This window comes from Gemmatimonadaceae bacterium, assembly GCA_020851035.1.
Taxonomy (GTDB): domain Bacteria; phylum Gemmatimonadota; class Gemmatimonadetes; order Gemmatimonadales; family Gemmatimonadaceae; genus JACMLX01.
This window is the reverse complement of record JADZDM010000001.1, coordinates 40,626-63,229: the sequence shown is the minus strand read 5'-3', so window position 1 is coordinate 63,229 and position 22,604 is coordinate 40,626. Positions and strand designations below refer to the sequence as shown.

General features: G+C 71.5%; 22 protein-coding genes. 12 read left to right on the top strand and 10 right to left on the bottom strand.

All coding sequences use genetic code 11. The features are described from left to right. Positions 1-160 precede the first annotated feature (160 nt). From IT355_00270 to IT355_00250, 5 genes are all read left to right on the top strand, one after another. The gene (locus tag IT355_00270) at positions 161-730 is read left to right on the top strand and encodes a DUF1269 domain-containing protein (GenBank protein ID MCC7051665.1); all 570 of its coding nucleotides are present in this window, start codon (positions 161-163) and stop codon (positions 728-730) included. Between the two features lie 138 nt (positions 731-868). Next, a complete protein-coding gene (locus IT355_00265; protein ID MCC7051664.1) occupies positions 869-2,098 on the top strand; it encodes an efflux RND transporter periplasmic adaptor subunit in 1,230 nt (409 codons plus the stop codon). 8 nt (positions 2,099-2,106) lie between these two features. Further along, the gene (locus IT355_00260; GenBank protein MCC7051663.1) at positions 2,107-3,324 is read left to right on the top strand and encodes an ABC transporter permease; all 1,218 of its coding nucleotides are present in this window, start codon (positions 2,107-2,109) and stop codon (positions 3,322-3,324) included. A 10-nt stretch (positions 3,325-3,334) separates the two neighbouring features. After that, positions 3,335-4,015: an ABC transporter ATP-binding protein gene (locus IT355_00255; GenBank protein ID MCC7051662.1), complete on the top strand. Its 681-nt coding sequence runs from the start codon at positions 3,335-3,337 to the stop codon at positions 4,013-4,015. A 194-nt stretch (positions 4,016-4,209) separates the two neighbouring features. After that, positions 4,210-4,695: a hypothetical protein gene (locus IT355_00250; protein ID MCC7051661.1), complete on the top strand. Its 486-nt coding sequence runs from the start codon at positions 4,210-4,212 to the stop codon at positions 4,693-4,695. Positions 4,696-4,905: 210 nt separating this feature from the next. Here IT355_00250 and IT355_00245 read toward each other — a convergent pair whose 3' ends face one another. The 8 genes from IT355_00245 to IT355_00210 form a co-directional block, all read right to left on the bottom strand. Further along, complete coding sequence (locus IT355_00245) at positions 4,906-5,457, bottom strand: zinc ribbon domain-containing protein (protein ID MCC7051660.1); 552 nt, start codon at positions 5,455-5,457, stop codon at positions 4,906-4,908. Positions 5,458-5,464: 7 nt separating this feature from the next. Continuing rightward, complete coding sequence (locus tag IT355_00240) at positions 5,465-6,082, bottom strand: cytochrome c-type biogenesis protein CcmH (protein MCC7051659.1); 618 nt, start codon at positions 6,080-6,082, stop codon at positions 5,465-5,467. Continuing rightward, positions 6,082-8,118, bottom strand: coding sequence for a heme lyase CcmF/NrfE family subunit (locus tag IT355_00235; GenBank protein ID MCC7051658.1), 2,037 nt, complete (start codon positions 8,116-8,118; stop codon positions 6,082-6,084). The genes IT355_00240 and IT355_00235 overlap by 1 nt, the downstream gene beginning before the upstream one ends. Further along, a complete protein-coding gene (locus IT355_00230; GenBank protein ID MCC7051657.1) occupies positions 8,115-8,597 on the bottom strand; it encodes a cytochrome c maturation protein CcmE in 483 nt (160 codons plus the stop codon). Before IT355_00230 ends, IT355_00235 begins: the two co-directional genes overlap by 4 nt. A 72-nt stretch (positions 8,598-8,669) precedes the next feature. Beyond that, positions 8,670-8,879 carry a hypothetical protein gene (locus IT355_00225; GenBank protein ID MCC7051656.1) on the bottom strand — a complete coding sequence of 70 codons (210 nt, stop codon included), beginning with the start codon at positions 8,877-8,879 and terminating at the stop codon, positions 8,670-8,672. Between the two features lie 113 nt (positions 8,880-8,992). Further along, complete coding sequence (gene glpK / locus IT355_00220) at positions 8,993-10,480, bottom strand: glycerol kinase GlpK (protein MCC7051655.1); 1,488 nt, start codon at positions 10,478-10,480, stop codon at positions 8,993-8,995. Beyond that, positions 10,480-11,520, bottom strand: a complete 1,041-nt coding sequence (gene mtnA, locus IT355_00215; protein MCC7051654.1) for an S-methyl-5-thioribose-1-phosphate isomerase — start codon at positions 11,518-11,520, stop codon at positions 10,480-10,482. The genes glpK and mtnA overlap by 1 nt, the downstream gene beginning before the upstream one ends. A 16-nt stretch (positions 11,521-11,536) precedes the next feature. Further along, positions 11,537-13,381 carry a M28 family peptidase gene (locus IT355_00210; protein ID MCC7051653.1) on the bottom strand — a complete coding sequence of 615 codons (1,845 nt, stop codon included), beginning with the start codon at positions 13,379-13,381 and terminating at the stop codon, positions 11,537-11,539. A 220-nt stretch (positions 13,382-13,601) separates the two neighbouring features. On the opposite strand from IT355_00210, the gene IT355_00205 reads away from it, so the two are divergent. The 5 genes from IT355_00205 (at position 13,602) to IT355_00185 (ending at position 18,221) form a co-directional block, all read left to right on the top strand. Next, on the top strand, positions 13,602-14,381 hold the full coding sequence (locus tag IT355_00205; GenBank protein MCC7051652.1) for an enoyl-CoA hydratase/isomerase family protein: 780 nt from the start codon (positions 13,602-13,604) through the stop codon (positions 14,379-14,381). After that, positions 14,378-15,571, top strand: coding sequence for a DNA replication and repair protein RecF (gene recF, locus IT355_00200; protein MCC7051651.1), 1,194 nt, complete (start codon positions 14,378-14,380; stop codon positions 15,569-15,571). Before IT355_00205 ends, recF begins: the two co-directional genes overlap by 4 nt. Beyond that, a complete protein-coding gene (locus IT355_00195; GenBank protein ID MCC7051650.1) occupies positions 15,568-15,885 on the top strand; it encodes a DUF721 domain-containing protein in 318 nt (105 codons plus the stop codon). The genes recF and IT355_00195 overlap by 4 nt, the downstream gene beginning before the upstream one ends. Before the next feature lie 263 nt (positions 15,886-16,148). Further along, complete coding sequence (locus tag IT355_00190; protein MCC7051649.1) at positions 16,149-16,556, top strand: hypothetical protein; 408 nt, start codon at positions 16,149-16,151, stop codon at positions 16,554-16,556. A 6-nt stretch (positions 16,557-16,562) separates the two neighbouring features. Further along, positions 16,563-18,221 (top strand): HD domain-containing protein, encoded by a 1,659-nt coding sequence (locus IT355_00185; GenBank protein MCC7051648.1) that lies wholly within the window; start codon positions 16,563-16,565, stop codon positions 18,219-18,221. A gap of 21 nt (positions 18,222-18,242) precedes the next feature. On the opposite strand, the gene IT355_00180 is transcribed toward IT355_00185, so the two are convergent. Next, complete coding sequence (locus tag IT355_00180) at positions 18,243-18,545, bottom strand: Dabb family protein (protein ID MCC7051647.1); 303 nt, start codon at positions 18,543-18,545, stop codon at positions 18,243-18,245. Positions 18,546-18,766: 221 nt separating this feature from the next. On the opposite strand from IT355_00180, the gene IT355_00175 reads away from it, so the two are divergent. Both IT355_00175 and IT355_00170 read left to right on the top strand, forming a co-directional pair. After that, entirely contained in the window at positions 18,767-19,123 is a 357-nt protein-coding gene (locus tag IT355_00175) for a DUF937 domain-containing protein (protein MCC7051646.1), read from the top strand. Between the two features lie 77 nt (positions 19,124-19,200). Then, positions 19,201-19,692: a GNAT family N-acetyltransferase gene (locus IT355_00170; protein ID MCC7051645.1), complete on the top strand. Its 492-nt coding sequence runs from the start codon at positions 19,201-19,203 to the stop codon at positions 19,690-19,692. Here IT355_00170 and IT355_00165 read toward each other — a convergent pair. After that, positions 19,653-22,409, bottom strand: coding sequence for an EAL domain-containing protein (locus tag IT355_00165; GenBank protein MCC7051644.1), 2,757 nt, complete (start codon positions 22,407-22,409; stop codon positions 19,653-19,655). The genes IT355_00170 and IT355_00165 overlap by 40 nt on opposite strands. Positions 22,410-22,604: the final 195 nt, after the last annotated feature.

Sequence of the window (22,604 nt, the reverse complement as noted above, 5' to 3'; positions counted from 1 at the left end):
GGATGCGATGACAGTCCGTACGTAGTTTCCGAACCTCCGCGTCAGGGCACCGAAGACGTAGCGTCATGGTGTCCGGGCGTGCGCGACACTGTCCGCCGCACCCCCGGTCCGGTGCAGCGGCCCGCCGCACGCGCCGCCCCCCATGACCACAGGAATGCACATGGACGCACCATCCGTCGCGGCGCACGCTCCGCTGAAGCAGCTGGACACCGGGGTGATCGAGGCCGTCGTCGCCGTCTACGACTCACATGAGGCCGCCGAGAAGGCGGTGCGTGACGTGCAGAAGGCCGGATTCGACATGCGGAAGCTCTCCATCGTCGCGAAGGACTACCAGACGGAGGAGGAGGTGGTGGGGTACTATTCCACCGGCGGCCGGATGAAGGCATGGGGCAAGTCCGGGGCATTCTGGGGCGGACTCTGGGGCATGCTGTTCGGTTCCGCCTTCTTCGTCATTCCCGGCGTCGGACCACTGCTGGTGGCGGGCCCGCTGCTCACGTGGATCATCGCCACGCTCGAGGGCGCCGTCCTGCTCGGCAGCGCGAGCGTGATCGGCGCAGCACTGGTGAGCATCGGCATCCCGAAGGACAGCATCATCGAGTACGAGGCACACCTCACCGCGGGCCGCTTCGTCGTGATCGCACACGGCACGGCGCACGAACTGGGGGCGATCCGCGACACACTCGGTCCGCGCAGCCAGCAGTACCGGCCGGAACTGACGGTCGCGGCGTAGCGCGGCACGGTGACACCGACACTCACACGAGAGCCAGCGCCAGCACCAGTTCCACCACGCCCGGCGCCGGCGCCCGCGCCACGCCGCCCGCCGGACCCAGCGACGACCCCACCCCCAGGACCGGGGCCACCGGTGGCAGTGGCAGCGTCACACCGGTCGCGGTGGCTCTGGGCGGCAGGTGCGGTCGGCGCGAGCGTGCTGGCTGTGGTGCTGGTGCGCCCGTGGCTGCTCGGTCCCGTGGTGGTGCCGTCCCCGGTGGTGCGGGTGGCGCTGGTGCGCACGCTCGTCGCCAGTGGTCACGTGGCCACGCTCTTCCGCTCCGAGATCGGCACACTCGCCAGCGGCGTGGTGGTGCGCGTGCCCGTGCGCGAGGGGCAGACCGTACGCGCCGGCGACACGCTCATCGTGCTCGATGCGACCGAGACCCGCGCATTGGCACTGCAGGCGGATGGCCAGGTGCGGCAGGCGGAGGCGCAGGTCCGGCAGTTGCGTGAGCTGACGCTCCCGGCGGCGCAGCAGGCGCTCGCGCAGGCGCGCGCCTCGCTCTTGAACGTCGAGCAGGAGGTCGGCCGGAACCTCGCGGCCGAGGGGTTCGACACACAGTCCTCGATGGACGCGGCGCGCAAGAACCTCGCACTCGCCCGGGCCGACGTGCGGGCGGCCGAACTCACGGTGTTCACGAACCAGCGCGGGGGCGGGAACTTCACCGTCGTCGCGACGCAGCTCGCGCAGGCGCGCGCGAGCCTGGAGGCCGCACGCACCCGGGTCGGCTACCGGGTCATCCTCGCACCGCGCGCCGGCGTGCTCATCGCGCGGAACATCGAGGTCGGCGACGTGGCGCAGGTCGGGGTGGCCCTGATGGCCTTGTCACCCTCCGGCGCGATGAGCATCGAGGTGCAGGTCGACGAGAAGAACCTGGCACAGGTGGCAGTGGGCCAGGCGGCCTTGGTGTCGGCCGACGCCTATCCGGCGGAGCGATTCGCGGCCACCGTCTCCTTCATCAACCCGGGGGTCGACCTGCTGCGTGCCTCGGTGAAGGTCCAACTCGCCGTCACGACACCACCAGCGTACCTGCGGCAGGACATGACGGTTTCGGTGGACATCGAGACCGCGCGCCATCCCGGTGTGCTGGTGGCAGCGGCCGCCGACATCCACGACGGCGGCACCACGGCGCCGTGGGTGCTGGTGGTGCGCGACGGCCGTGCGCGGCGCCAGGCCGTCGCCACCGGCATGATCACCGGTGGCCGCGCCGAGATCCTGGGCGGCCTGGTGGCCGGGGACGTGCTGGTGCCGGCCACCGCGGTGGCCGTGAGTGACGGCGACCGTCTGCGCCTCGCCACGCCGGCGACGAGCGCCGCGACGCCATGAGGACCTGGGTGCCCTTCGAGGCTGTCACCGCGATCCGGTTCCTGCGCGAGGGACGCATGCAGACGCTCGCCATCGTCAGCGGCGTCGCCATCGGGGTGGGCGTGATCGTGTTCATGTCCGCCATGCTCACGTCGCTGCAGGGCAACTTCGTCACCCGCGTGCTGATGTCGCAGGCGCACATCGAGATCCTCCCGCCCGAGGAGGAGGCGCGCCCGCTGCGGCAGGCAACCGCCGGCGTGCTCCTCGCCAGCATGATCCAGCGTCCCACGCAGCGCCTCCGCTCGATCGACCAGTGGCAGGGCATCACCGCCCTGCTCCGTCGCCGCGCCGACATCGCCGTCGTCGCGCCGACCGTCTCGGCCGCCGCCCTCGCCGTGCGCGGCGATGCCAGTCGCTCCATCTCGCTCACCGGCATCGAGGCGGCGGAGTACTTCCGGATCGTGAAGATCCCGGCGTACGTGATCCACGGCGTCCCGGACCTCACCGCCAGCGACATCCTCATCGGCAGTGAGCTGGCGCGCCAGCTGGGCGTCTCCGTCGGCGACAAGCTGAACGTGGTGGCCGCCAGTGCGCTCACGCGCACGCTCACCGTCAGCGGCATCTTCGACCTCGGCAACAAGGGGGCGAACGAGCGCTCGACCTTCGTGGCGCTGCGCACCGCACAATCGCTGGCCAACCTCGACGGGGGCGTGACCGCGATCGAGATCAGCGTCCACGACCTCTACGCGGCCGAGGCGATCGCGGCGGCGGTGACGGCCGGCACAGGGGTGAAGGCGGAGAGCTGGATCACGACCAACGCGCAGATGTTCAGCACGCTCAGTGCGCAGGAGATGTCGTTCACCACCATTCGCGGCTTCGTGGCGCTGTCGGTGGCCTTCGGCGTGGCGAGCGTGCTGATCGTGTCGGTGATCCAGCGCTCGCAGGACATCGGGATCCTGCGGGCGATGGGGGCCACGCAGCACCAGATGCTGCGGGTCTTCCTGCTGCAGGGTGGCGTGCTGGGCGGTGCCGGGGCGGTCGTCGGCTCGGTGCTGGGCGTCGGTGCGCTGGCGTTCTTCCACGCGCAGGTGCGGCTCGGTGATGGCAGCGAGCTGTTCCCGCTCGCGGTGACGCCCGGACTCTTCGGGTGGTCGATCGCACTGGCGGTGGTGACGGGGGTCCTGGCTGCGGCGCTGCCGGCCATCTCCGCGGCGCGGCTCGATCCGGTGGATGCCATCCGTGCCTGACGCCCCCGACGTGCTCCGCCTGGACCACGTCACCAAGTCGTACGCCGTCGGGAAGCCGAACGCGATCGAGGTGCTGCACGACATCAGCCTCACGCTGCATGCGGGTGAGTTCGTGGCGCTCATCGGGCCGTCGGGATCGGGCAAGAGCACGCTGCTCAACATCATCGGCCTGCTCGACCGGCCGACCAGCGGGCGGCTGTGGCTGCACGGGGCCGACACGGGCACCCTCGACGACGCCGCGCTGACCACGCTCCGCAACGAGCAGATCGGCTTCGTGTTCCAGCAGTCGTACCTGCTCTCGGCCTTCACGGCGATCGAGAACGTGATGATGCCGATGCTGCTGAAGCACGAGTTCCCGACCGCGGCCATGCGCGCGCACGCGGCGACGCTGCTGGAGACGATGGGCCTCGCCGCATGGGCAGACCACCCGTCGGTCAACCTCTCCGGCGGGCAGAAGCAGCGGGTGGCGATCGCGCGCGCGCTGGCGATGGACCCGACGCTCATCCTCGCCGACGAGCCCACCGGCAACCTCGACAGCCGTGCGGCCGACAACGTCTTCGCACTGATGCGCACGGTCAACCAGGAGCGCCGGACCACATTCCTCATCGTCACACACAATGAGGCGCTGGCCGCGCGCTGTGACCGCATCGTGGAAGTGGTCGACGGACGACTCACGGCAGCGGTCGCATGACCGGGACGGCGGCAGCGCCACTGGCACCCACCCCGGCGCCACGGAGCCGGCGCCGCCCGATTCTTGCAGTGAACGAACGGTGCACAGCTGCGCGCTCGCGAGCGCCCTCATGTGCGTCACGGGCCACGTCGACCCTCCGCCCCGCGACTTCCCTCTCCGCACGCCCAATGCACTCCATCACTCCGGCAGCGTTCATGCGTGCGACCCCCACCGGTGCGCACGGCACCGCACACGAGCAGGTCGTGGCCTGCAACGAGGCACTCGTCACGCACAACCTGCTGCTCCTGGCCATGCTCGAGCAGCAGCACAGCACGCTGGATGCGCTCCAGGCGTTCGTGGTCTCGGTGGCGCACGCGCTCGACACTGCACGCGTGTCCGGCGCCCCCGATCCGCGGCGCGCCGCCAGCCGCGCGCATCTCGCCACCCTCACCGGTCGGCAGCGCGAAGTGCTGGCGTTCGTGATCGCCGGCCATCCCAGCAAGCGGATCGCGGCCGTCCTCGGCATCAGCCAGCGCACCGTGGAGAATCACCGCGCGTCGATCATGCTGCGCACCGGCGCCGCGTCGGTGCCGGCCCTCGCCCAGCTCGCCCTGCTCGGCGGTTTCGACGCCGCCGAGGTGCTCGCGCACCTGGCAGTCGCCCAGCCGGCCGGCCCCGCGCTGGCCCTCCTCCGGACCTGACGCGGCGCCGTTGCCGGCGCAGTCGTCGAGGAAGGACTCGCCACCGCGGCAGGGTCGCTGCAGTGTGGTGGCACGTGCCTGCCCCCACGCGATGAGTTCAGCTGACGCGCGACGCGCATCTGGCGAGCCCCGCGTCCTGCAGCAGTCACCAGGCCGGGTTGGTGTCGATCGCGCGCTGCGACGGGGCATGCGCAGCGAAGTCCGGCACGACTACGCCGCCAGCACGTGCCCGCAGCCGGTGCAGAAGTGGGCGCCCGCAGCCGTCACCGTCGTCCCGCAGCGATCACAGGTGCCGGGCAGGAAGGTGCCGCACTCCGAGCAGAACATCGCGTCGGGTTCGGGGCGCTGCCCGTGCGTCGGGCAGGTGGTCGTACCCGGACGGTACTTGCGCACCAGCCGCTCGGCGACGGCAGCCGCCGACTCCGGTGCGCCGGCCGCTGCGGGCATGGGGGACGCTGCGGCGTCCTGCTCGCGCAGTTCCACCAGGGCCTGCACGGTGTAGCGCGCCTTCATGCCGTCGTAGTCGTCCTCCGACAACTTGCCGGTGGCGCGGTCGAACTCGATCTCGCGCAGCGCCTCGATCGCCGACCCCGGCACCGGCTCGTCATCCACCTCCAGCTTCGGTGCGCGCCGGTGCTCCGGGCGGACCTCCACCGGCAGCTCGTCGCTGAACACGGGCCAGAGCACCACCGCCAGCGCCATGAGGGCGAGGGCGATGCCGATCACGAACGGGGCGGAGTCACTTCCGAGCAATGCGTTCATTCCACGGTCACCTGTCGGTGCTGCCGCGCACGGCATCCTGCAGCCGGCGCAACTCGTCGTCGGTGGCGGCCGGGACGCTGCCACTGATCGGCAGCACCGACTTCGTCGTGACCGCCGGGGCCGCCCTCTCCGTCTCGCGCTGCCAGCGGCGCAGGAGCGACACCAGCAGCGTCGCGCCGATGCCCACCGTGATGAACGGCACCACGTAGCCGGCGATGTTGAACCCTTCCTTCACCGGCGCCATCAGCACGCGCTCGCCGTAGACGGTGGAGAACGCCGCCACGATCTCGTCGGCGCTGTAGCCGCCGTCCACCAGCCGGACGACATCGGAGTGCATCGCCGGGCTGATGCCGCACTGGAAGTCGGTGGTGCGGCAGGTGAAGACGTCGAGCTTGCACGGACAGGCGCACTTGAGCCCCCGTTCCAGCTCATCCCGCTGGGCCTGCGTCACCAGCGGCGTGGCGCCCGCCTTCTTCGGCAGCGACACGGGCTTGTACGCCGACTGGGGCATCTCGATGTTCGCGGCACCCTGCGCCGCCTCCTGCGCCCGCAGTCGCGGCGCCAGCACGGCAACGGCCAGTGCCACGCCACCGGCGCGGAGGAACGCCCGGCGGGACGCCGGCATCAGGCGCCCGCTCCCGCCGGCTCCAGTGACTCACGCCCCGGCGTCAGCACCGTCACGTAGCCGCCCTGCCGCTTCTTCTCCGCCTGCGGCCACATCACGATCATGCCGCCGATCGCCATCACGATGCCGCCGTACCACACCCACCACACCAGCGGGTTGAAGCTGAGGCGCATCTCCGCCTGGTCGGGGCCGATCATGCCGCTGAAGACGAGGTACACGTCCTGCATGGTCGTCTCGTAGAGCCCGACCTCGGTGCTCGGCTCGAACGTGGGCTGGTCGTTGCTGTCCACGTGCTGGCGCTTCTCGCTCGCCAGGAGCGGCATCGGCTTCCCGTCGCGCGTGACCGCGAGTGCGACCGCCGTGACGTAGCGGTTGAGCCGCTTGAACTCGCTCACGCCCTGGCTGGTGAAGGTCCACTGGTGCCCGAACGGGTCGGTGGCCCGGAACACCTCGCCGGTCTTGAGCGAGACGTCGAACTCCTTCTTGAAGGCGAAGCCGGCGAAGGCGGCGAAGATCATCGCCACGCCGAGGTGCACGATGTAGCCGCCATAGCGCCGGCGGTTGTTGCCCACCAGCCGCAGCGCCGCCAGGACGACGTTCTCCGCGTACATGCGCATGCGTGCGCGCGTGCCCTTCCAGAACTCCTGCACGATCGTGCCGGTCACGAAGCCCACCAGGATGTAGGCGACGATGGGGTAGAAGGCGCGCATGCCGAGCGCCATCAGGACCGCGCCGGTGACGAGGCCGGCGGCGGCGGGGAAGACGAACTGCCGGCGAACGTTCGCCGCACTCGCGCGGCGCCAGGCGATCAGCGGCCCGATGCCGGTGAGTGCCAGCAGGCCGAGGCCGAGCGGCACGTTCACCGAGTTGAAGAACGGCGGGCCCACCGTGATCTTCGTGCCCCGCACGGCCTCGCTGATGATCGGGAAGAGCGTGCCCCAGAGTACGCTGAACGCGATGCCCACCAGCACCAGGTTGTTGTACAGGAACGCCGCCTCGCGGCTCACCATGCTCTCGAGCTGCGCCTTTGCCTCCATGTCCTTCAGGCGCGTCATCACGAGGATGGTCGTCACCACGAAGATCAGGACCAGGAAGGTCGAGAAGTAGTTGCCGATCGGGCTCTGCGCAAAGCTGTGCACGCTCTCGATCACGCCGCTGCGCGTGAGGAACGTACCGAGGATGCTGAGCAGGAAGGCGGCGATGACCAGTGTCACGTTCCACTTGCGCAGCATGCCGCGCTTTTCCTGGATCATGATCGAGTGCAGGAACGCCGTCTGGCAGAGCCACGAGGTGAGCGGGGCGTTCTCGACCGGATCCCACGCCCAGTAGCCGCCCCAGCCCAGCTCCACGTACGCCCACCACATGCCCAGCACCAGCCCGATCGTGAGGAAGAACCAGCTGATCAGGCTCCAGCGGCGGATGGCGCCGAGCCACTCGGTGTCCAGTCGCCGCGTGGCCAGCGCACCGATCGCGAATGCGAACGGGATCGCCGTGCCGACCCAGCCGAGGTAGAGCATCGGCGGGTGGATCGCCATGCCCGGGTTCTGCAGCTGCGGATTCATGCCGCGACCGTCGGGCGGCACCCACTCCATCCGCTCGTACGGGTTGGCCGCGAAGATGATGGTGCCGATGAAGAACACCAGGATCACGCCGAGCGTGCCGGTGACCCATGGCATCAGCTCACGGTTGCGCGCGCGGTTGGTGAAGATCGCGATGGCGGAGAACACCGCCAGGATCAGGCACCAGAACAGCAGCGACCCCGACTGGCCCGCCCAGAAGGCGCTGAAGAGGTAGACCTTCGGCAGGTTCGCGCTGGTGTAGCTGGCGACGAACTTGAGGCTGAAGTCGTGGGTGAAGAGCGCCGTCCACAGGCCGGCACTCGCCAGGCCCACGAAGAACAGCGTGGCATACGTCGCACGCTGTCCGCTCATCACCAGCTCACCGCGCCGGGTCGCCCCGCCGGCAAAGCTCACGGTCATCATCCAGGTGGCCATCAGCAGCGCCACCCACAGCGACAACTCCCCGAGAAGGATCACGTCTGCGGGGCCGCGTCCGGACCCTTCGGCACGCCGGCCGGGTGGCCGCCGCCGGGGGCGCCAGGCTTGCCCGGGGCGTTCTCGTAGCGCGAGGCACACTTGGCCAGCAGCACTGTCGCCTGGAAGGTGTTGCCGGCGTCGAGCCGGCCCTCCACCACCACGTCAACGCTGTCGGTGAACGTGTCGGGGATGATCCCCTTGTAGACGACGGTGAACCGCGCGGTGCTGGTGGCGAGCGTGTCACGCATCACGAAGCGCACCTCCTTGTTGCCGGGCGCGCGCACGATCGTGCCCGGCACCACCCGCCCGCCGACCTTCATCCCGTTCTCCCGGAAGGAATCATCGGCCTGCAGCCGCTCGGCGAGTTCGTGCGGCGTGAGGTAGAACTGGGCCGTGGCCGCCGTGCTCTTGGCCGCCAGGAAGCTGGCCGTGCCAAGGATCAGGAGCCCGCCAAGCAGGAACTTCGAGCGCGTATTCATGAGACCGACCGCCGGGGAAAGCGACGCGGCCGGCAACCCGCGCCGCCGCGTCCCTGTGAGTGTCGTCGTGCGTTACAGCTGCTGGTCACGTAACGCCGCATACCGCCGCACGCGTGCCATGATCGACTCCAGCTCCGCCTCGGCGCGCGAGCGCTCGTCGGTGGTCATCGTCGACGGGTTGGCGTTCAGCCCGCGGACCCGTTCCAGCATCTCGTCGATGAGCGCCCGCAGGACGAGGTTCGCCCTCCGGTCGCTTGCCTGTTCCGGTGTCGAGATGACCAATCCTCCGAGTGCGTGCGCGTACCGTCAGCGGGCGCGTGGTGTTCCGCCAGCCTGTCCGGGAATATAGCCCGGGACGGGCTGCCGGCGAGCCGACCGAAGCCGCGGATCACGGGTTACCCACCCGCGCGTCCGTCGCGCGCCCAGCCAAGCGCGGCGCGGACGGCCCGGTGCCAGCCGGCATACGACGCCCGGGCCTCCGCCATGCCCGGGCCCGGTGTGACCACCGAGACCCGTTGCGCCCCCCGGAACTCGCTCGCGTCCCGCCACACCCCGGTGTGCAGGCCGGCCAGCCCTGCGGCCCCCAGTGCGGTCGTCTCGACCATCGCCGGCCGTTCCACCGGCACGCCCAGCACATCGGCCTGGAACTGCATCAGCCAGCCGTTGTTGGCGGCCCCGCCGTCCACCCGCAGCGCGTCCAGCGCCACCCCGCTGCGCTGCTGCATGGACTGCATCACGTCCGCCGTCCCGAACGCCATCGCCTCCAGCGCCGCCCGGACGATGTGCGCCCGGGTGGTGCCGCGCGTCAGCCCCACCAGCATGCCCCGCGCCTCGGCCTCCCAGTGGGGCGCGCCGAGGCCCGTCAGCGCCGGCACGAAGTACACCCCGTCATTCGACGCCAGGCCACTGGCCAGCGCCTCGGTCTCCGATGCGGTGGCGATCAGGCCCAGCCCGTCGCGGATCCACTGCACCGCCGCACCGGCGATGAAGATCGCGGCCTCCAGCGCGTAACACGGCGCGCCCTGCGCGTCACAGGCGATCGTCGTGAGCAGGCCGTCGCCCAGGCTCGGCCGCACGGTGCCGGTGTTCATCAGCATGAACGCGCCCGTGCCATACGTGTTCTTCGCCTCGCCCGGCTCCACGCACCCCTGCCCGAACAGCGCCGACTGCTGGTCACCCGCCACGCCGGTGATCGGCAGCGCCACGCCGAGGTGCCGCGCACTGGCCACCCCGAAGTCGCCGCGCGACGTCCGGACCTCGGGCAGCATCACGCGCGGCACGCCGAACAGCTCGCACAGCTCGTCGCTCCAGGCGTGCTTGTCGATGTCATACAGCATCGTGCGACTGGCATTGGTGGGATCGGTGGCGTGCACCGCGCCGTCGGTGAGCTGCCAGATGAGCCAGGTGTCCACCGTGCCGGCCAGCAGCTCCCCGTTCAGCGCGCGGCGGGCCAGCGCGCCGTCGCTGCGCAGCAGCCACTCGATCTTGGTGGCCGAGAAATAGGCGTCGAGCACCAGGCCGGTGCGCTGCGCGATGACGTCCTTCGCGCCGGCCAGCGCCACGCAGCGGTCGGCGGTGCGGCGGTCCTGCCAGACGATCGCGCGGTGCACCGGCACCCCGGTCACGCGGTCCCACACCACCACCGTCTCGCGCTGGTTGGTGATGCCGATGCACTCCGGCGTGACGGCCGCGGCGGCAAGGGCCTCGCGGGCAGCGTCCAGCGTGGCCTGCAGCAGGTCAGCCGGCTCGTGCTCCACCCAGCCCGGCTGCGGGAAGTGCTGCCTGAACTCGCGGTACCCGCGCCCCAGCACGCGGCCGTCAGCCGCGATCACGAGAGCTGTGGATCCGGTGGTGCCCTGGTCGAGCGCAAGGACGGAGCGCATCAGGCGGAGAAGTCGAAGGGTGGATGGTGCACGCCGGTGTCGGTCACGATCGCCGTGACGAGGGCGGCGGGGGTCACGTCGAAGGCGGGATTGTGCACGGCGACGCCGGCCGGTGCCACCGCCACGCCGCCGAGCGCGCGCACCTCGCTGCCATCCCGCATCTCGATGTGCATGGCCTCGCCATCCGGCGTCGCGGCGTCCAGCGTGGAGCGCGGTGCCAGCACGTAGAACGGCACGCCATGGTGGCGGGCAAGCACCGCCAGGCCGTAGGTGCCGACCTTGTTGGCCACGTCGCCGTTGGCTGCGATGCGGTCGGCGCCCACCAGCACGGCGTCGATGGCGCCGGCGCGCATCACGCTGGCCGCCATGCCGTCGGTGAGCAGCGTCACCGGCACGCCGCTGCGCTCCAGCTCCCAGGCCGTGAGCCGCGCGCCCTGCAGCAGCGGCCGCGTCTCGTCGGCGAAGACGCGGATGGCCTCGCCGCGCGCGTGCAGGGTGTACACCGGCGCCAGCGCCGTGCCCATGCCGGCGGTGGCCAGTGCGCCCGCGTTGCAGTGGGTGAGCACCGTCATGCCGGCGCGGAGCAGTGTCGCCCCGTGCGCCCCGATGCGCGCGCACATCGCAATGTCATCGGCGAGGATGGCCGCGGCCGCCTCCTGCATCGCGGCGGCACGCAGGTGCGGCGCCCCGCCCCCCACCTGCCCCGACGCCAGCACCCGGTCCACCGCCCACGCCAGGTTCACCGCCGTGGGGCGCGCGGTCCGGAGCGCCTGCGCCGCCTCCGCCACGACGGCATCGAAGGTGGCGGGCGAGCCCAGCGCCGCCTGCCCCGCCAGCACCGCGAGCCCGATCGCGCCGGCCACCCCGATCGCCGGTGCCCCGCGCACCCGCAGCGACTGGATCGCCTCCACCATCGCCGGCAGGGTGTCGAGGTCGAGCTCCACCAGCGACTGTGGCAGGCGCGTCTGGTCGATGATGCGCAGCGCCAGGCCGTCGGCACTGAACGAGACCGCCGACAGCGGTGCCCCGGTGGTGGTCATGCGGCGCAGGTCCCCTTCAGCGTGCGCACGACGGATAGGCGGGATCGGCGCCGGCGATCGCCGGCTTCTCGCGCCGCGTCGCCACCGCCAGCATGATGTCGTGGACGAACCGCCCCACCCGCGCCGCATGCTCGTACTCGATGTACTGCGGCTCGTCGGTGAGCTGGTGGTAGTCCTGCGCGTAGCCGAGCGAAAAGTACGTCGTGGGGATGTCCTTGTTCACGTACGCCACCTGGTCGCTGCGGCAGAAGCGGTTGAGCGGGTTCGCCGTCACGTCCCACGACTTGTCGATGGCCATCGTCTCGCTGCGGGTGGCATTCACCGAGTCGATGATGTCGCCGAACTCGCGCGACATGCGCCGCGCCCCGAGCATCTGGATCGACGTGGGCCCGCCGAACTTCACCTGGTCCACGCGCCCCTTCCCGACCATGTCCATGTTGTGCGCCGCGACGATCGAGGTGAGCGGGATCGTCGGGTGCTGCACGAACCAGAACGAGCCGAGCAGCCCGCTCTCTTCCCCCTGGTGCGACACGAAGATGATCGAGCGCGCCGGCTTCTCGGCCGCGAACTGCTCGGCGATCTCCAGCAGCACCACGGTGCCCGAGCCATCGTCGTCGGCGCCGTTGAAGATCGAGTCGCGGCGCGGCGGACGCAGGGCGCGGACCGCCGTCAGCAGCGAGTCGATGCGACGCTGCTGCGCCGCCGTCGGGATGCACACCGGGTCGTTCGCACCCTGCGGCCGCGTGACGGTGTTCACCACCCGCAGCGAGTCGTGGTCCACGGCGACGGGGCTGGTGCCCACGTGGTCGCTGTGGGCGCCCACCAGCACGTATTCCGAGGCCAGCGCCGGATCGGAACCCGGCAGGATCGCGATCACGTTGCGGGCCGGCGCCGCCGCCGGCTTCCAGGCATACGTCCAGCTCGCGGACACTGGCGCGCCGGTGCTCCCCACGGCGAGGGCCTCGACGTTCCGCCCGAAGAGCTGCGTCGCCACCGCCGACGAGATCGTGGCGGCAGCGGCGCCATCGGTCACCGGTGCCGGACGCATCGTCGGACGCGGCGTGAACGCCGCCGCCACCGCCGCCGGCGTCATCCCGTCCAGCCCGACGATCAGGATGCCGACGGCACCGGCCGCCTGCGCGCGCAGGTCGCGCACCGGGCCGGCGCCTGCCACGCGGCGCGGCGCGCGTCCGGACGCTTCCGCCGCCGCCGCCGCCGCGGCACCGAACATGTTCGGCACCTGGTCACAGCTCAGGAACGATGCCGGTCCGCGACCGGCCCCGCCGATCGCCTGCGCCGGCGGCGCGGCGCGGAACACCGCCACCTTGCCGCGCAGCATCGCGGCGTCGAGCGCCACCGTGTCGCCCCATCGCCCGGCGAACACCGTGGGCACGTTCGCCAGCGCGGCCTGCGACACGATGCGCATCGGCGCCGACGGCGTCATCGGGATCCAGTCCCGTGACGGGCGCAGGGCGCGACCGCGCACCCGCAGCACCGACGCCGCCGCATCGTAGCCCACCGGTCCGAACGGCAGCACCTGGAAGTACGTGCCGCTGTCGCCCGCCGGCCTGAGTCCCAGCCGGCGGAATTCGCTCGCGATGTAGTCGGTGCCCTTGACGTTGCCGGGTTCACCGATGCGCCGCCCCTGCATCGAGTCGGCGGCGAACTGGTACAGTCGCGTGCGCAGGTCGTTGGCGGTGATCGCGGGGGCGGTGGGACGCGGGGCCCACGTGCGCGGTCCCTCGTCGGGCCAGAACGTGCTGCCGGCGCCACCCGCGGCCTGGGCAGCGGCATGGTGCGGCAAGGCGACGGTGAGCACCGCGCAGGCGAGCGCCGGGACGAGCAGCGGAAGTCGGGACACGAGTCAGGGAGGGTGGAGGCGGTGGGCAGGCGTCCGGCGTCCCGCGCGGGGCGCGCCGGACACGGCTCGTGCCGTGGAAACTACGACACGCGCAGCGATGTCGACGGCGGCCGGCCGGCGCCCAGCCACCCCTCGCAGTGGCGCGACGCGACCGGGGTAGCTTTCACCCACGCCGCCCCGCGCCGCTGGGCGCCTCACCCCACCCGCAACCACGCCCGGCATGTCCTTCGACCTGCTGCTCTACTCGGTGGCGGACCGGATCGCGACGATCACGGTCAACCGTCCGGACAAGCTGAACGCGCTCAGCACCGCCCTGATCGGTGAGCTGGGTGCCGCCATCGACCTCGCCATCGCCGATGACGCCGTCGGCGGCGTGATCCTCACCGGCGCCGGACGGGCGTTCGTGGCCGGTGCCGACATCGGTGAGCTCGCCGGCCAGACCCCGATGAGCGCCGTCGCGCGGGCGCGCCGCGGCCAGGTGATCTTCGGCAAGTTCGAGCGCAGCCCCAAGCCCGTCATCGCCGCCGTCAACGGCTTCGCGCTCGGCGGCGGGTGCGAACTGGCCATGGCCTGTCACCTGCGCATCGCCGGCGAGTTCGCGAAGTTCGGGCAGCCGGAGGTGAAGCTCGGCATCATTCCCGGGTACGGCGGCACGCAGCGCCTGCCGCGGCTGGTCGGCACCGGGCGCGCACTGCAGCTCCTGATGACGGCCGAGATCATCGACGCCGCTGAGGCGTACCGCATCGGGCTCGCGAACAAGGTGGTGCCGAACGCGGAGCTGATCCCCACCGCGACCGCGATGCTCACTCAGATGCTGGCCAACGGACCGCTGGCCATCCGCGCCTGCATCGACGCCGTCTACCGCGGGCACTCGCTGCCGCTGGACGATGCGCTGGCCTACGAGGCGGCCCACTTCGGCACCCTGTCGTCCACCACCGACATGCGCGAGGGGATGCAGGCGTTCCTCGACAAGCGGCCGCCCGTGTTCACCGGCGGGTGAGCACCACCGTGGCGCCGGCTGCCGGGGACACCGTCGCCCATGACGCGACGGACGCGCGCGCCGTGCGTCTGGGCCGCCTGACGCTCACCGGCTTCCGCAACTACGGGCGCGCCGTGCTCGACATGCCCCCCGACGGCGCCGCCCTGCTTGGCGACAACGGGCACGGCAAGACGAACCTGCTCGAGGCGATCTATTACCTCGAGCTGTTCCGCAGTGCACGCGGCGCGCGCGATCGCGACCTCGTGCAGTTCGGTGGCGCCGGCTTCCACGTGTCGGCCACGCTCGAAGGGTCGCCGCGCGGCGCGCTGGGCGTCAGCGCAGGCTTCGACATGGCCACCCAGCGCAAGAAGGTGATGCTCGATGGCGTGGAGGTCACGCGGCTGAGCGATGCGATCGGGGCCGCGCCGGCCGTGCTCTTCTCCCCCGCCGACGTGGCGCTGGTGCGCGGGGCACCGTCCGAGCGTCGTCGCTTTCTGGACGTGATGCTCGCGCTGGCCGACCGCGGCTACCTGCTGGCGCTCCAGCGCTACCGGCACGCGCTCGCGCAGCGCAACGCGGCCCTGCGCACGCTCGCGGGCCATGCGCGCGATGCCGGGGCGCTCGACGGGGTCGCGGCCTTCGAGCCGGCGATGGCGGAGGCGGGCGCCACCATGCTCGTGAAGCGTCACACCTGGGCACTGGCCGCGGCACCGGTGTACGAAGAGATGCTGCAGTCGATCGGGGAACGCACCACCGTCTCGCTCACGCTCAAGCGTGGTGGCGGTGCCCGCACCGACGAGGCGGAGCTGGCGGCATGGCTCGCCGGCACGCTCGAGCAGCAGCGCGTCCACGACGTGCGCCGCGGCACCACGCACACCGGGCCGCACCGGGACGAGGTGCAACTCCTGCTCGACCACCGCGACCTGCGCAGCTTCGGCAGCAACGGCCAGCAGCGCAGCGCCGCCATCGCGCTGCGCATGCTCGAGGCCCGCACGCTGCACACCGCCCTCGGCACCGCGCCGCTCCTGCTTCTCGACGATCCGTTCGCCGAGCTGGACGCCGATCGCAGCGCCCGGATCCTCGGCCTGCTCGGCAGCCGCGGGCTGGGCCAGGTGGTGCTGGCCGTCCCGCGCAGCGAGGATATCCCGCGCGCGCTGACCGGGTTGCAGACCGTGCACGTGCAGCACGGCACCCTGCGGGTCGGCCCGTGACCGGCCCCGTCAAGAAAAGCCAGCCCACCAGCATCGCCGACGTGATGGCGCAGGTGCTGGCGCAGAAGGGCATGACCGAGCGTGTGGCCCAGGTGGGCGCCATGGACGACTGGGCCCTCGCCGTCGGCGCACAGATCGCCGCGGTGACCGAGCCCCTCTCGATCACCGCCGACGGTGTGCTGTGGGTGCGGGTGTCGACGGCGGCCTGGATGAACGAGCTGAGCCTGCTGGCACCCACCCTGCTGGCCCGCATCAACGCCGTGCCCGGCCGCGCGCCGGTCCGGCAGCTCCGGTTCCGGCTGGGACGCGCGTAGCACTCCGCCGCACCGGTGGCACCGGTGGCACCGGCCCCTCCATCCGCGGCCGCACCGGCCCCCCGGCGCCACGCCGGGCACTCATGTCCGTGCCCGGACCGGCCGTCACTCGTCAGGACACATGGAGGGGGCCGCCCACGAGGGGCGCCACCCCGCCGGTCCATGCCATCCCCCCAGCCGTCGCACCTGCGGTCCCTGACCCTGTGATTCCGTTTCGCCTGCGCCGCCGCCGGAAACGCCGTGGCTTCACTTTCGTGGAGCTGATGGCCGTGATCCTCGTGGTCGCGATCCTCGCCGGCATTGCGATGGTGAAGTACCGGAATCAGACCGACAAGGCGAAGCAGGCGCGCGCGATCATGGACCTGCAGGGACTCGTCATGCAGCTGAGCACCATGGACGAGCTGCCGGCGTCTCTGGCTGCCATCGGCCGCGGCGACATGCTCGACCCGTGGGGCCACCCCTACGAGTACCTGCGCTTCGACGACTGGCGCGGTGGCAACCCCGCCGGCTCGCGCAAGGACCGCAGCCTGCACCCGCTCAACAGCCGCTTCGACCTCTATTCGAAGGGGCCCGACGGCGCATCGAACCTGCCGCTCACGGCCGCGCGTTCGCGCGACGACATCATCGTCGCCAACGACGGCAAGTACGTCGGTGTCGCCGAAGGCTACTGAGCACGCGTGGCCGCCGGATTCCTGAAGACGAAGGTCGGCCGGCGCTTCCTGGCCGTGAACCTGCTCACCGCCTTCGTGCCGGTGGCGCTGGTCATCGCGGTGTCGTTCCACTTCGTGAACGCCGAGCTGCGCCACCAGGCCGAGACCCGCGTGGTGCGACTGGGCCGGACACTCGGCCTGGGCACACTGTCGTACCTCACATCCCTCTCCTGGCAGCTGCGCGAGGGTGTGGACAGCACGAACGCGGCGCGGTTCTTCGAGCAGGTGACGCTGGATGACGCGCGCGCTGCCGGCACACCGGTGCCAACCGGTCCGGCAGCGACGCCACCACCCGCACCACTGACGGACGCCGAGCGCACACACCTGGCTGGGGGCCGGCCGCTCGTCCGGCTCGCCCCCGCACCGGAGGGACAGCGCGTCCTGCTCGCCAGGGCCCGCCTGCCGTGGAACGACCAGGCGCAGCCGGTGCAGTGGGCCCTGCTCCGCAGCGAGGCGTTGTTCGGTGAGTCCGACGAGTCGGTCACGGCCGAGGATGCAGTCGCCTGCATCTTCGACACGCGCACGCTGGCCGTGATCCACTGCACCGATGGCGCGACGCCAGCGCAGCGCGACCTGATGACGGCACGCGCGCGGCGCGGCGGCATCGAGCACGACAGCATCGGCCGCGACGGCGTGTTCACGTCCGCACGCGACATCTACCTCCGCCACGAATACGCCGCGGCCGAGTGGCGCACCGTGGTGCTGCAGCCGGAGAGTGCCTCCTTCGCGGCCGCGCGCGTGTTCCGGAACACGTTCCTCGGCCTGGCAGCAGCCGTGCTGGCACTGATCTTCGCCGTCAGTCACGCGCAGATCCGGCGCACCACCGAACCGCTGGCGCGGCTGCAGGATGGCACCCGGCGCCTCGAGGCCGGCGACTTCGGCACCCCGGTGGTGGTGCAGGGAGACGACGAGTATGCGCAGGTGGCCACCTCGTTCAACCACATGGCGTCGTCACTGCACCAGACGCTGCAGCGCCTCGACGCGCTGCAGGCCGGCACCGTGCTCGCCTTCGCCCGCGCCATCGATGCAAACTCCCCCTGGACCGCGGGTCACTCGGAGCGCGTCACCACGGTCGCGCTCGAGATCGGGCGGACGCTGCACCTCAGTGCCGCGGACCTCGACACGCTGCGCCGCGGCGGGCTGCTGCACGACATCGGCAAGATCGCCGTCCCCCCCGAGATCCTCGACAAGGCCCGCCGCCTGAGCGACGAGGAGTGGGTCGTCATGCGGCGCCACCCGGTGGTGGGGTGCGAGATCCTCGCGCCGATCCCCGCCTTCGCCGACACCCTGCCGATCGTGCGCTGGCACCACGAGCGGATGGATGGCACCGGCTACCCCGACCAGCTCCGCGGCGAGGAGATTCCCTGGCTGGCGCGCATCGCCGCCGTGGCCGACGTCTTCGATGCCCTCGCGAGCCACCGTCCGTATCGCGCCGGCCTCTCCACCCGCGAGGCGTGCGACATCATCCAGCGCAGCTCGGGCACGCACTTCGACCCACGCGTCGTGCACGCCTTCATGGATGCCGTCGCGGCCGGCCGCATCACGGCCGAGGCCTCCGCCGACGCCTCCTCGCAGCTCGCGGCCACCGTCGCCCGCGCCCGCGAGGCCGTGGCGGCCAGCGCCTGACGCCAGCGGCCACCCGCGCAGCTACGCGGTGATCGAGTCGAAGATGCGGACGCGGTCCCAGAAGGTGTGACACTCGGCGCGGAACGCGTCGTGCACGGGATCGACCTGGTACGCCACCTCATCGGCCGCCGTCTCGAAGAGCAGCACCAGCGCGTGCGTGTAGGCCCGGTCGATCACCGGCCGGTCGGTGTCCGCCGGCACTCCCGGATGGCCGTCCTTCACGCTGGCGATCGCGCAGAGCTTGGGCAGCCAGGCCTCGAAGGTGGCACGGTCGGCTGGCGGCAGGTCGGCGCGCAGCGAGAAGTACACGGCATGGACGAGCATCAGGCAGGGCCCCGGGAAGCGGGTGACGACGCGGCACGGGCGGAAGACCGCCTCACACGGGCCGGCGCGAGACAGCCGCAAGCTAGCGGGTCCCGCCGCGCGGTCGCCGGCCGGCACATCATACGCCGGCGCCCGGCGCCCTGTCCCCGCCACGGCGGCCCATTAGCTTCGTCGCATCTCGGACTGTTCTCTCCGCTACCCCACTCCTCCCGGAGCCACTCATGCTCGAAGGCCTGGCCAATTCCCTGAAGAACATCCTGCCCGATGCCGCCGACGGCCTCGTGGACAAGGCGATGGGTGCCATCAACGATCCCGCGCACGGCGGCCTGACGGCGATGGTCGACAAGCTGAAGGCCGGCGGCCTCGGTGACACGGTGAACTCGTGGATCGCCACCGGCACGAAGAACCTCCCGATCACCGGCGACCAGCTCAAGGCCGCACTCGGCAACGAGTACGTCACGTCGATCGCCTCCAAGCTCGGCATCGATCCCTCGCATGCGGCCGACAAGCTCGCCGCCATGCTGCCGGATGCCGTGGACGCCGCGACGCCGACCGGCACGCTGCCGCCGGCGCCCTGATCCTCCCCGCTGCACGATGAACGCCCGGTCGTGCACCATGCACGACCGGGCGTGTCACATCCGCACCAGCCGCCGCCATGACGACGTCCTCGCGCATCGACATCATCCCGTTCGAGGATCGCCATGCGGCCGATTTCGATCGCCTGAACCGCACCTGGCTCGCGGCGTGCGGACTGCTCGAGCCACTCGACGAGCCGTATCTCACCGCACCACGCCGCATGATCCTCGACCCCGGTGGCGCGATCTTCCTCGCGGTGCAGGATGACACCGTCATCGGCACCGCCGCCGCGATCCCGGCCGGCACCGATGCGGTCGAGCTGGTGAAGGTCGGCGTGGTGCCGACGGCCCGCAGCAGCGGCACCGGCCGCCGCCTGGTGTGCGCCGTGATCGCGCATGCGCGCCAGCGCGGCATGGCGCGGGTGGTGCTGACGTCGAACTCCGGGCTCACCGCCGCCCTGTCGCTCTATCGCAGCCTCGGATTCGTGGACCATCCCTGCCCGCCCGACGTCGGCTACGTGACGGCCGACGTCTACATGGAACTCGCGCTCGACGGCCCCACCGGCGCCTGACCCTCGCGCGCAGGCTCGACGCGATACTGGCCACTCGTCGCCAGGCGCAGCGGACTGGCGAACGTCGCGGGTTCCCACTGCAGCAGCAGCGCCTCGAACGCTTCGCGGTTCACGGGCCGGGAGAAGAGGTAGCCCTGCCCCAGCGCGCAGCCGATCTGCCGCAGCCGGTCGAGCTGTTCCACCGTCTCCACCCCCTCGGCCACCGTCCGCATGCCGAGGCTCAGCCCGATCGAGACGATCGCCTTCGTGACGCCGTCGTTCATCACGTCCGTCTGGCCGTACGACACGAAGCTCTTGTCCACCTTCAGCACGTCGATCGGGAAGCGGCGCAGGTACGCCAGCGACGAATAGCCGGTGCCGAAGTCGTCGAGCGCGATGTGCAGCCCCAGGTCGCGCAGCGCCTGCAGCCGTCCGGCCACGATCGGCTCGTTCGACGCCAGCACCGACTCGGTGAGCTCCACCGTCATCGCCGACCCACTGAGGCCGGCATCCAGCATCGCCTGCATGACATCGGGCACGAGCTCGGGCGAGAGCAGGTGCCGCGCCGAGATGTTCACCGCCACGCGCAGCTCGGCCGAGGCCGGGCAGAGCGAGCGGAAACGCGCGGCATCCATCGTCGCGCGGCGGGTGACGAAACGCCCGATCTCGATGATCAGGTCCGACTCCTCCGCCACCGGGATGAAGCGCGCCGGCATCACCAGGCCATGCTCGGGGTGTGCCCAGCGGATCAGCGCCTCGGCCCCGCTGATCGTGCCCGTCTCCAGGTCCACCACCGGCTGGTACACGAGATCCAGCTCGTCGCGTTCCAGCGCCCAGCGCAGGTCGGCCTCGAGGTCGAGGCGCTCGGCCACCCGGGCCCGCATCTCGCTCGAATAGCGCTCCACGCGACCGCGGCCGGAGTTCTTCGCGCCGTACATCGCCACGTCGGCGTCGGTGAGCAGGGCATCCAAGTCCTGCCCGTCGGTGGCCCAGGCGATGCCGATGCTCGCGCGCACGAACACCTCGCGCTCGTCGAGCCGGAACGGCCGGTCGAGCGCGTGCTGGATGCGCAGCGCGGTGGCATCCGCCTCCTCGTCGGCGACCATGTCCTCGAGCAGCACGGCGAACTCGTCGCCGCCCAGCCGCGTGACGGTGTCGCCGGTGCGGAGCACGTTGCGCAATCGCTCCGACACCGCCACCAGCAGGGCGTCACCCTTGGCGTGGCCCAGCGTGTCGTTCACGAACTTGAAGTGATCGAGGTCCAGCAGGAGCACGGCCACCCGTGCCCCGCTGCGCAGGCGACGGTCGAGCGCGTGCGAGACGCGGTCGGAGAAGAGGCGCCGGTTGCCCAGCCCCGTGAGCGGGTCGCGCAGCGCCTGCTCGATGAGCTGGGCCTCGAGTTGCTTGCGATCGGTGATGTCGCGGCTGTTGAGCACCAGGCCCGCGACGGTCGGCTCGCTGAACAGGTTCGTGCCCACCGCCTCCACCCAGCGCCAGTGGCCGGTGCCGTCACGCATGCGGACCACGAGCGACTCCCGCATCGACTCGCCGGTGAGCAGCCGGTCGAAGCCGCGTTGCGCCGCCGGATAGTCGTCGCGGTGGATCTCGGTGGCCATCCGGCGCCCCACCAGCAGCTCCGGCGGGATGCCCATCACCTGCAGGTGCGACGGGCTCGCGTAGCGCACCTCGGTGTCGGCCTCGAGGATCGTGAGCATGTCGCTGCCGTGGCGCACCAGCGCCGCGAGCCGGCGGTCGGCCTGCTCCAGCGCGTTCTGCTCGCGCGCGCCGATCTCGTCGCGGATGCCGAGCACCTGCCGGGCCAGCGCCGCGAGGCCGACGAGTGCGGTGCTGACCACCGCCATGGTCGACGGCGGGTGTCCGGCGAGGAAGAGGCACAGAATCGTGAACAGGACCGCTGCGGCGGCCCCGGTCGGCAGCAGCGAGAGGCGTCGTGGTGCGCCGCAGGTCACGCCCACGCTCACCACGTGGGCACGGTGACGCACCGCCGCCAGCCCGAGCAGCACCAGCGGCAGCATGGAGAACGCGCGCACCGTGGCAAGGCCGGCCGGTGAGTGCACCGCGCCGGCCACGCCGTGCACCGCCAGGTGCGCCAGGCTCGATGCCGCCAGCGGCGCCAGCGGATCCCGGAGGACCGTGACCATGCCGCGCAGCCAGAGCATGGCGACGGTGGCGAAGAGGACCGCGTCACAGAGGACGGCCACCACCGGCGGCACGGACGGGGCGCCCCCACCCTCGCCCGAGGCGCCCAGGCCGCCCGGGAGGAAGACGAGTGTGAGTGTCATCGCCGCACCGGCGGTGACGATCACGTCGAAGAGGAGGCGGACGCGCTCCATGGGCGTGCGCAGGCCGCACGGCAGCATCGCGACCGCGGCGAAGGCGAGCACATGGAAGGCGACGTTGAGCACCGCCGCCATGAGGTGCCCACGCGGGCCGACCCATTGCAGCTCCCCCCACCACGCGAGGGTCAGGGCACAGGCCGCCAGGGCGAGCAGTCGCCAGGCGCGCTTGGGGCGGTCGTCCATGCGCCGGTCGGTGAGCAGGGCGACGATCGGCACGAGGGCGATGAGCAACCCGCCGGCGAGTGCGACGACGGCGAGTCCCGTGGCTTCGCCGGCGAGCAGGCCCTGCCGCTGCGTGAGCACCATGGCGAGGATCAGGAGCGCGGCGGCAACGAGGAGCGTCCGCGCAGGCGGACCCGGGTCCAGCTGCTCGCGCACGGGCAACCCGACCTCGGCTGGTTCAGCCGGGGTGGAGATCGGGGAAAACACCGGCGTGGGTCGAGGGCGGACGCGCTCCATTGTCCTCTGGAGGATCGTCCCCCATTCCGGGAGAGTTGAGGCGGCGGCCCGGGTTCGGCGGGCCGGCGGAGGCCGTCGGCGGTCGGTGAGCGCCGCAGATCGCCGACGCGTCGA

What these genes read in the sequence shown, in the direction of transcription:
- IT355_00270 (MCC7051665.1), top strand. Translation starts at nt 161, where the DNA reads ATGGACGCACCATCCGTCGCGGCGCACGCTCCGCTGAAGCAGCTGGAC.
- IT355_00250 (MCC7051661.1), top strand. Translation starts at nt 4,210, where the DNA reads ATGCGTGCGACCCCCACCGGTGCGCACGGCACCGCACACGAGCAGGTC.
- IT355_00245 (MCC7051660.1), bottom strand. Translation starts at nt 5,457, where the DNA reads ATGAACGCATTGCTCGGAAGTGACTCCGCCCCGTTCGTGATCGGCATC.
- IT355_00240 (MCC7051659.1), bottom strand. Translation starts at nt 6,082, where the DNA reads ATGCCGGCGTCCCGCCGGGCGTTCCTCCGCGCCGGTGGCGTGGCACTG.
- IT355_00230 (MCC7051657.1), bottom strand. Translation starts at nt 8,597, where the DNA reads ATGAATACGCGCTCGAAGTTCCTGCTTGGCGGGCTCCTGATCCTTGGC.
- glpK (MCC7051655.1), bottom strand. Translation starts at nt 10,480, where the DNA reads ATGCGCTCCGTCCTTGCGCTCGACCAGGGCACCACCGGATCCACAGCT.
- mtnA (MCC7051654.1), bottom strand. Translation starts at nt 11,520, where the DNA reads ATGACCACCACCGGGGCACCGCTGTCGGCGGTCTCGTTCAGTGCCGAC.
- IT355_00205 (MCC7051652.1), top strand. Translation starts at nt 13,602, where the DNA reads ATGTCCTTCGACCTGCTGCTCTACTCGGTGGCGGACCGGATCGCGACG.
- IT355_00190 (MCC7051649.1), top strand. Translation starts at nt 16,149, where the DNA reads ATGGCCGTGATCCTCGTGGTCGCGATCCTCGCCGGCATTGCGATGGTG.
- IT355_00180 (MCC7051647.1), bottom strand. Translation starts at nt 18,545, where the DNA reads ATGCTCGTCCATGCCGTGTACTTCTCGCTGCGCGCCGACCTGCCGCCA.
- IT355_00175 (MCC7051646.1), top strand. Translation starts at nt 18,767, where the DNA reads ATGCTCGAAGGCCTGGCCAATTCCCTGAAGAACATCCTGCCCGATGCC.
- IT355_00170 (MCC7051645.1), top strand. Translation starts at nt 19,201, where the DNA reads ATGACGACGTCCTCGCGCATCGACATCATCCCGTTCGAGGATCGCCAT.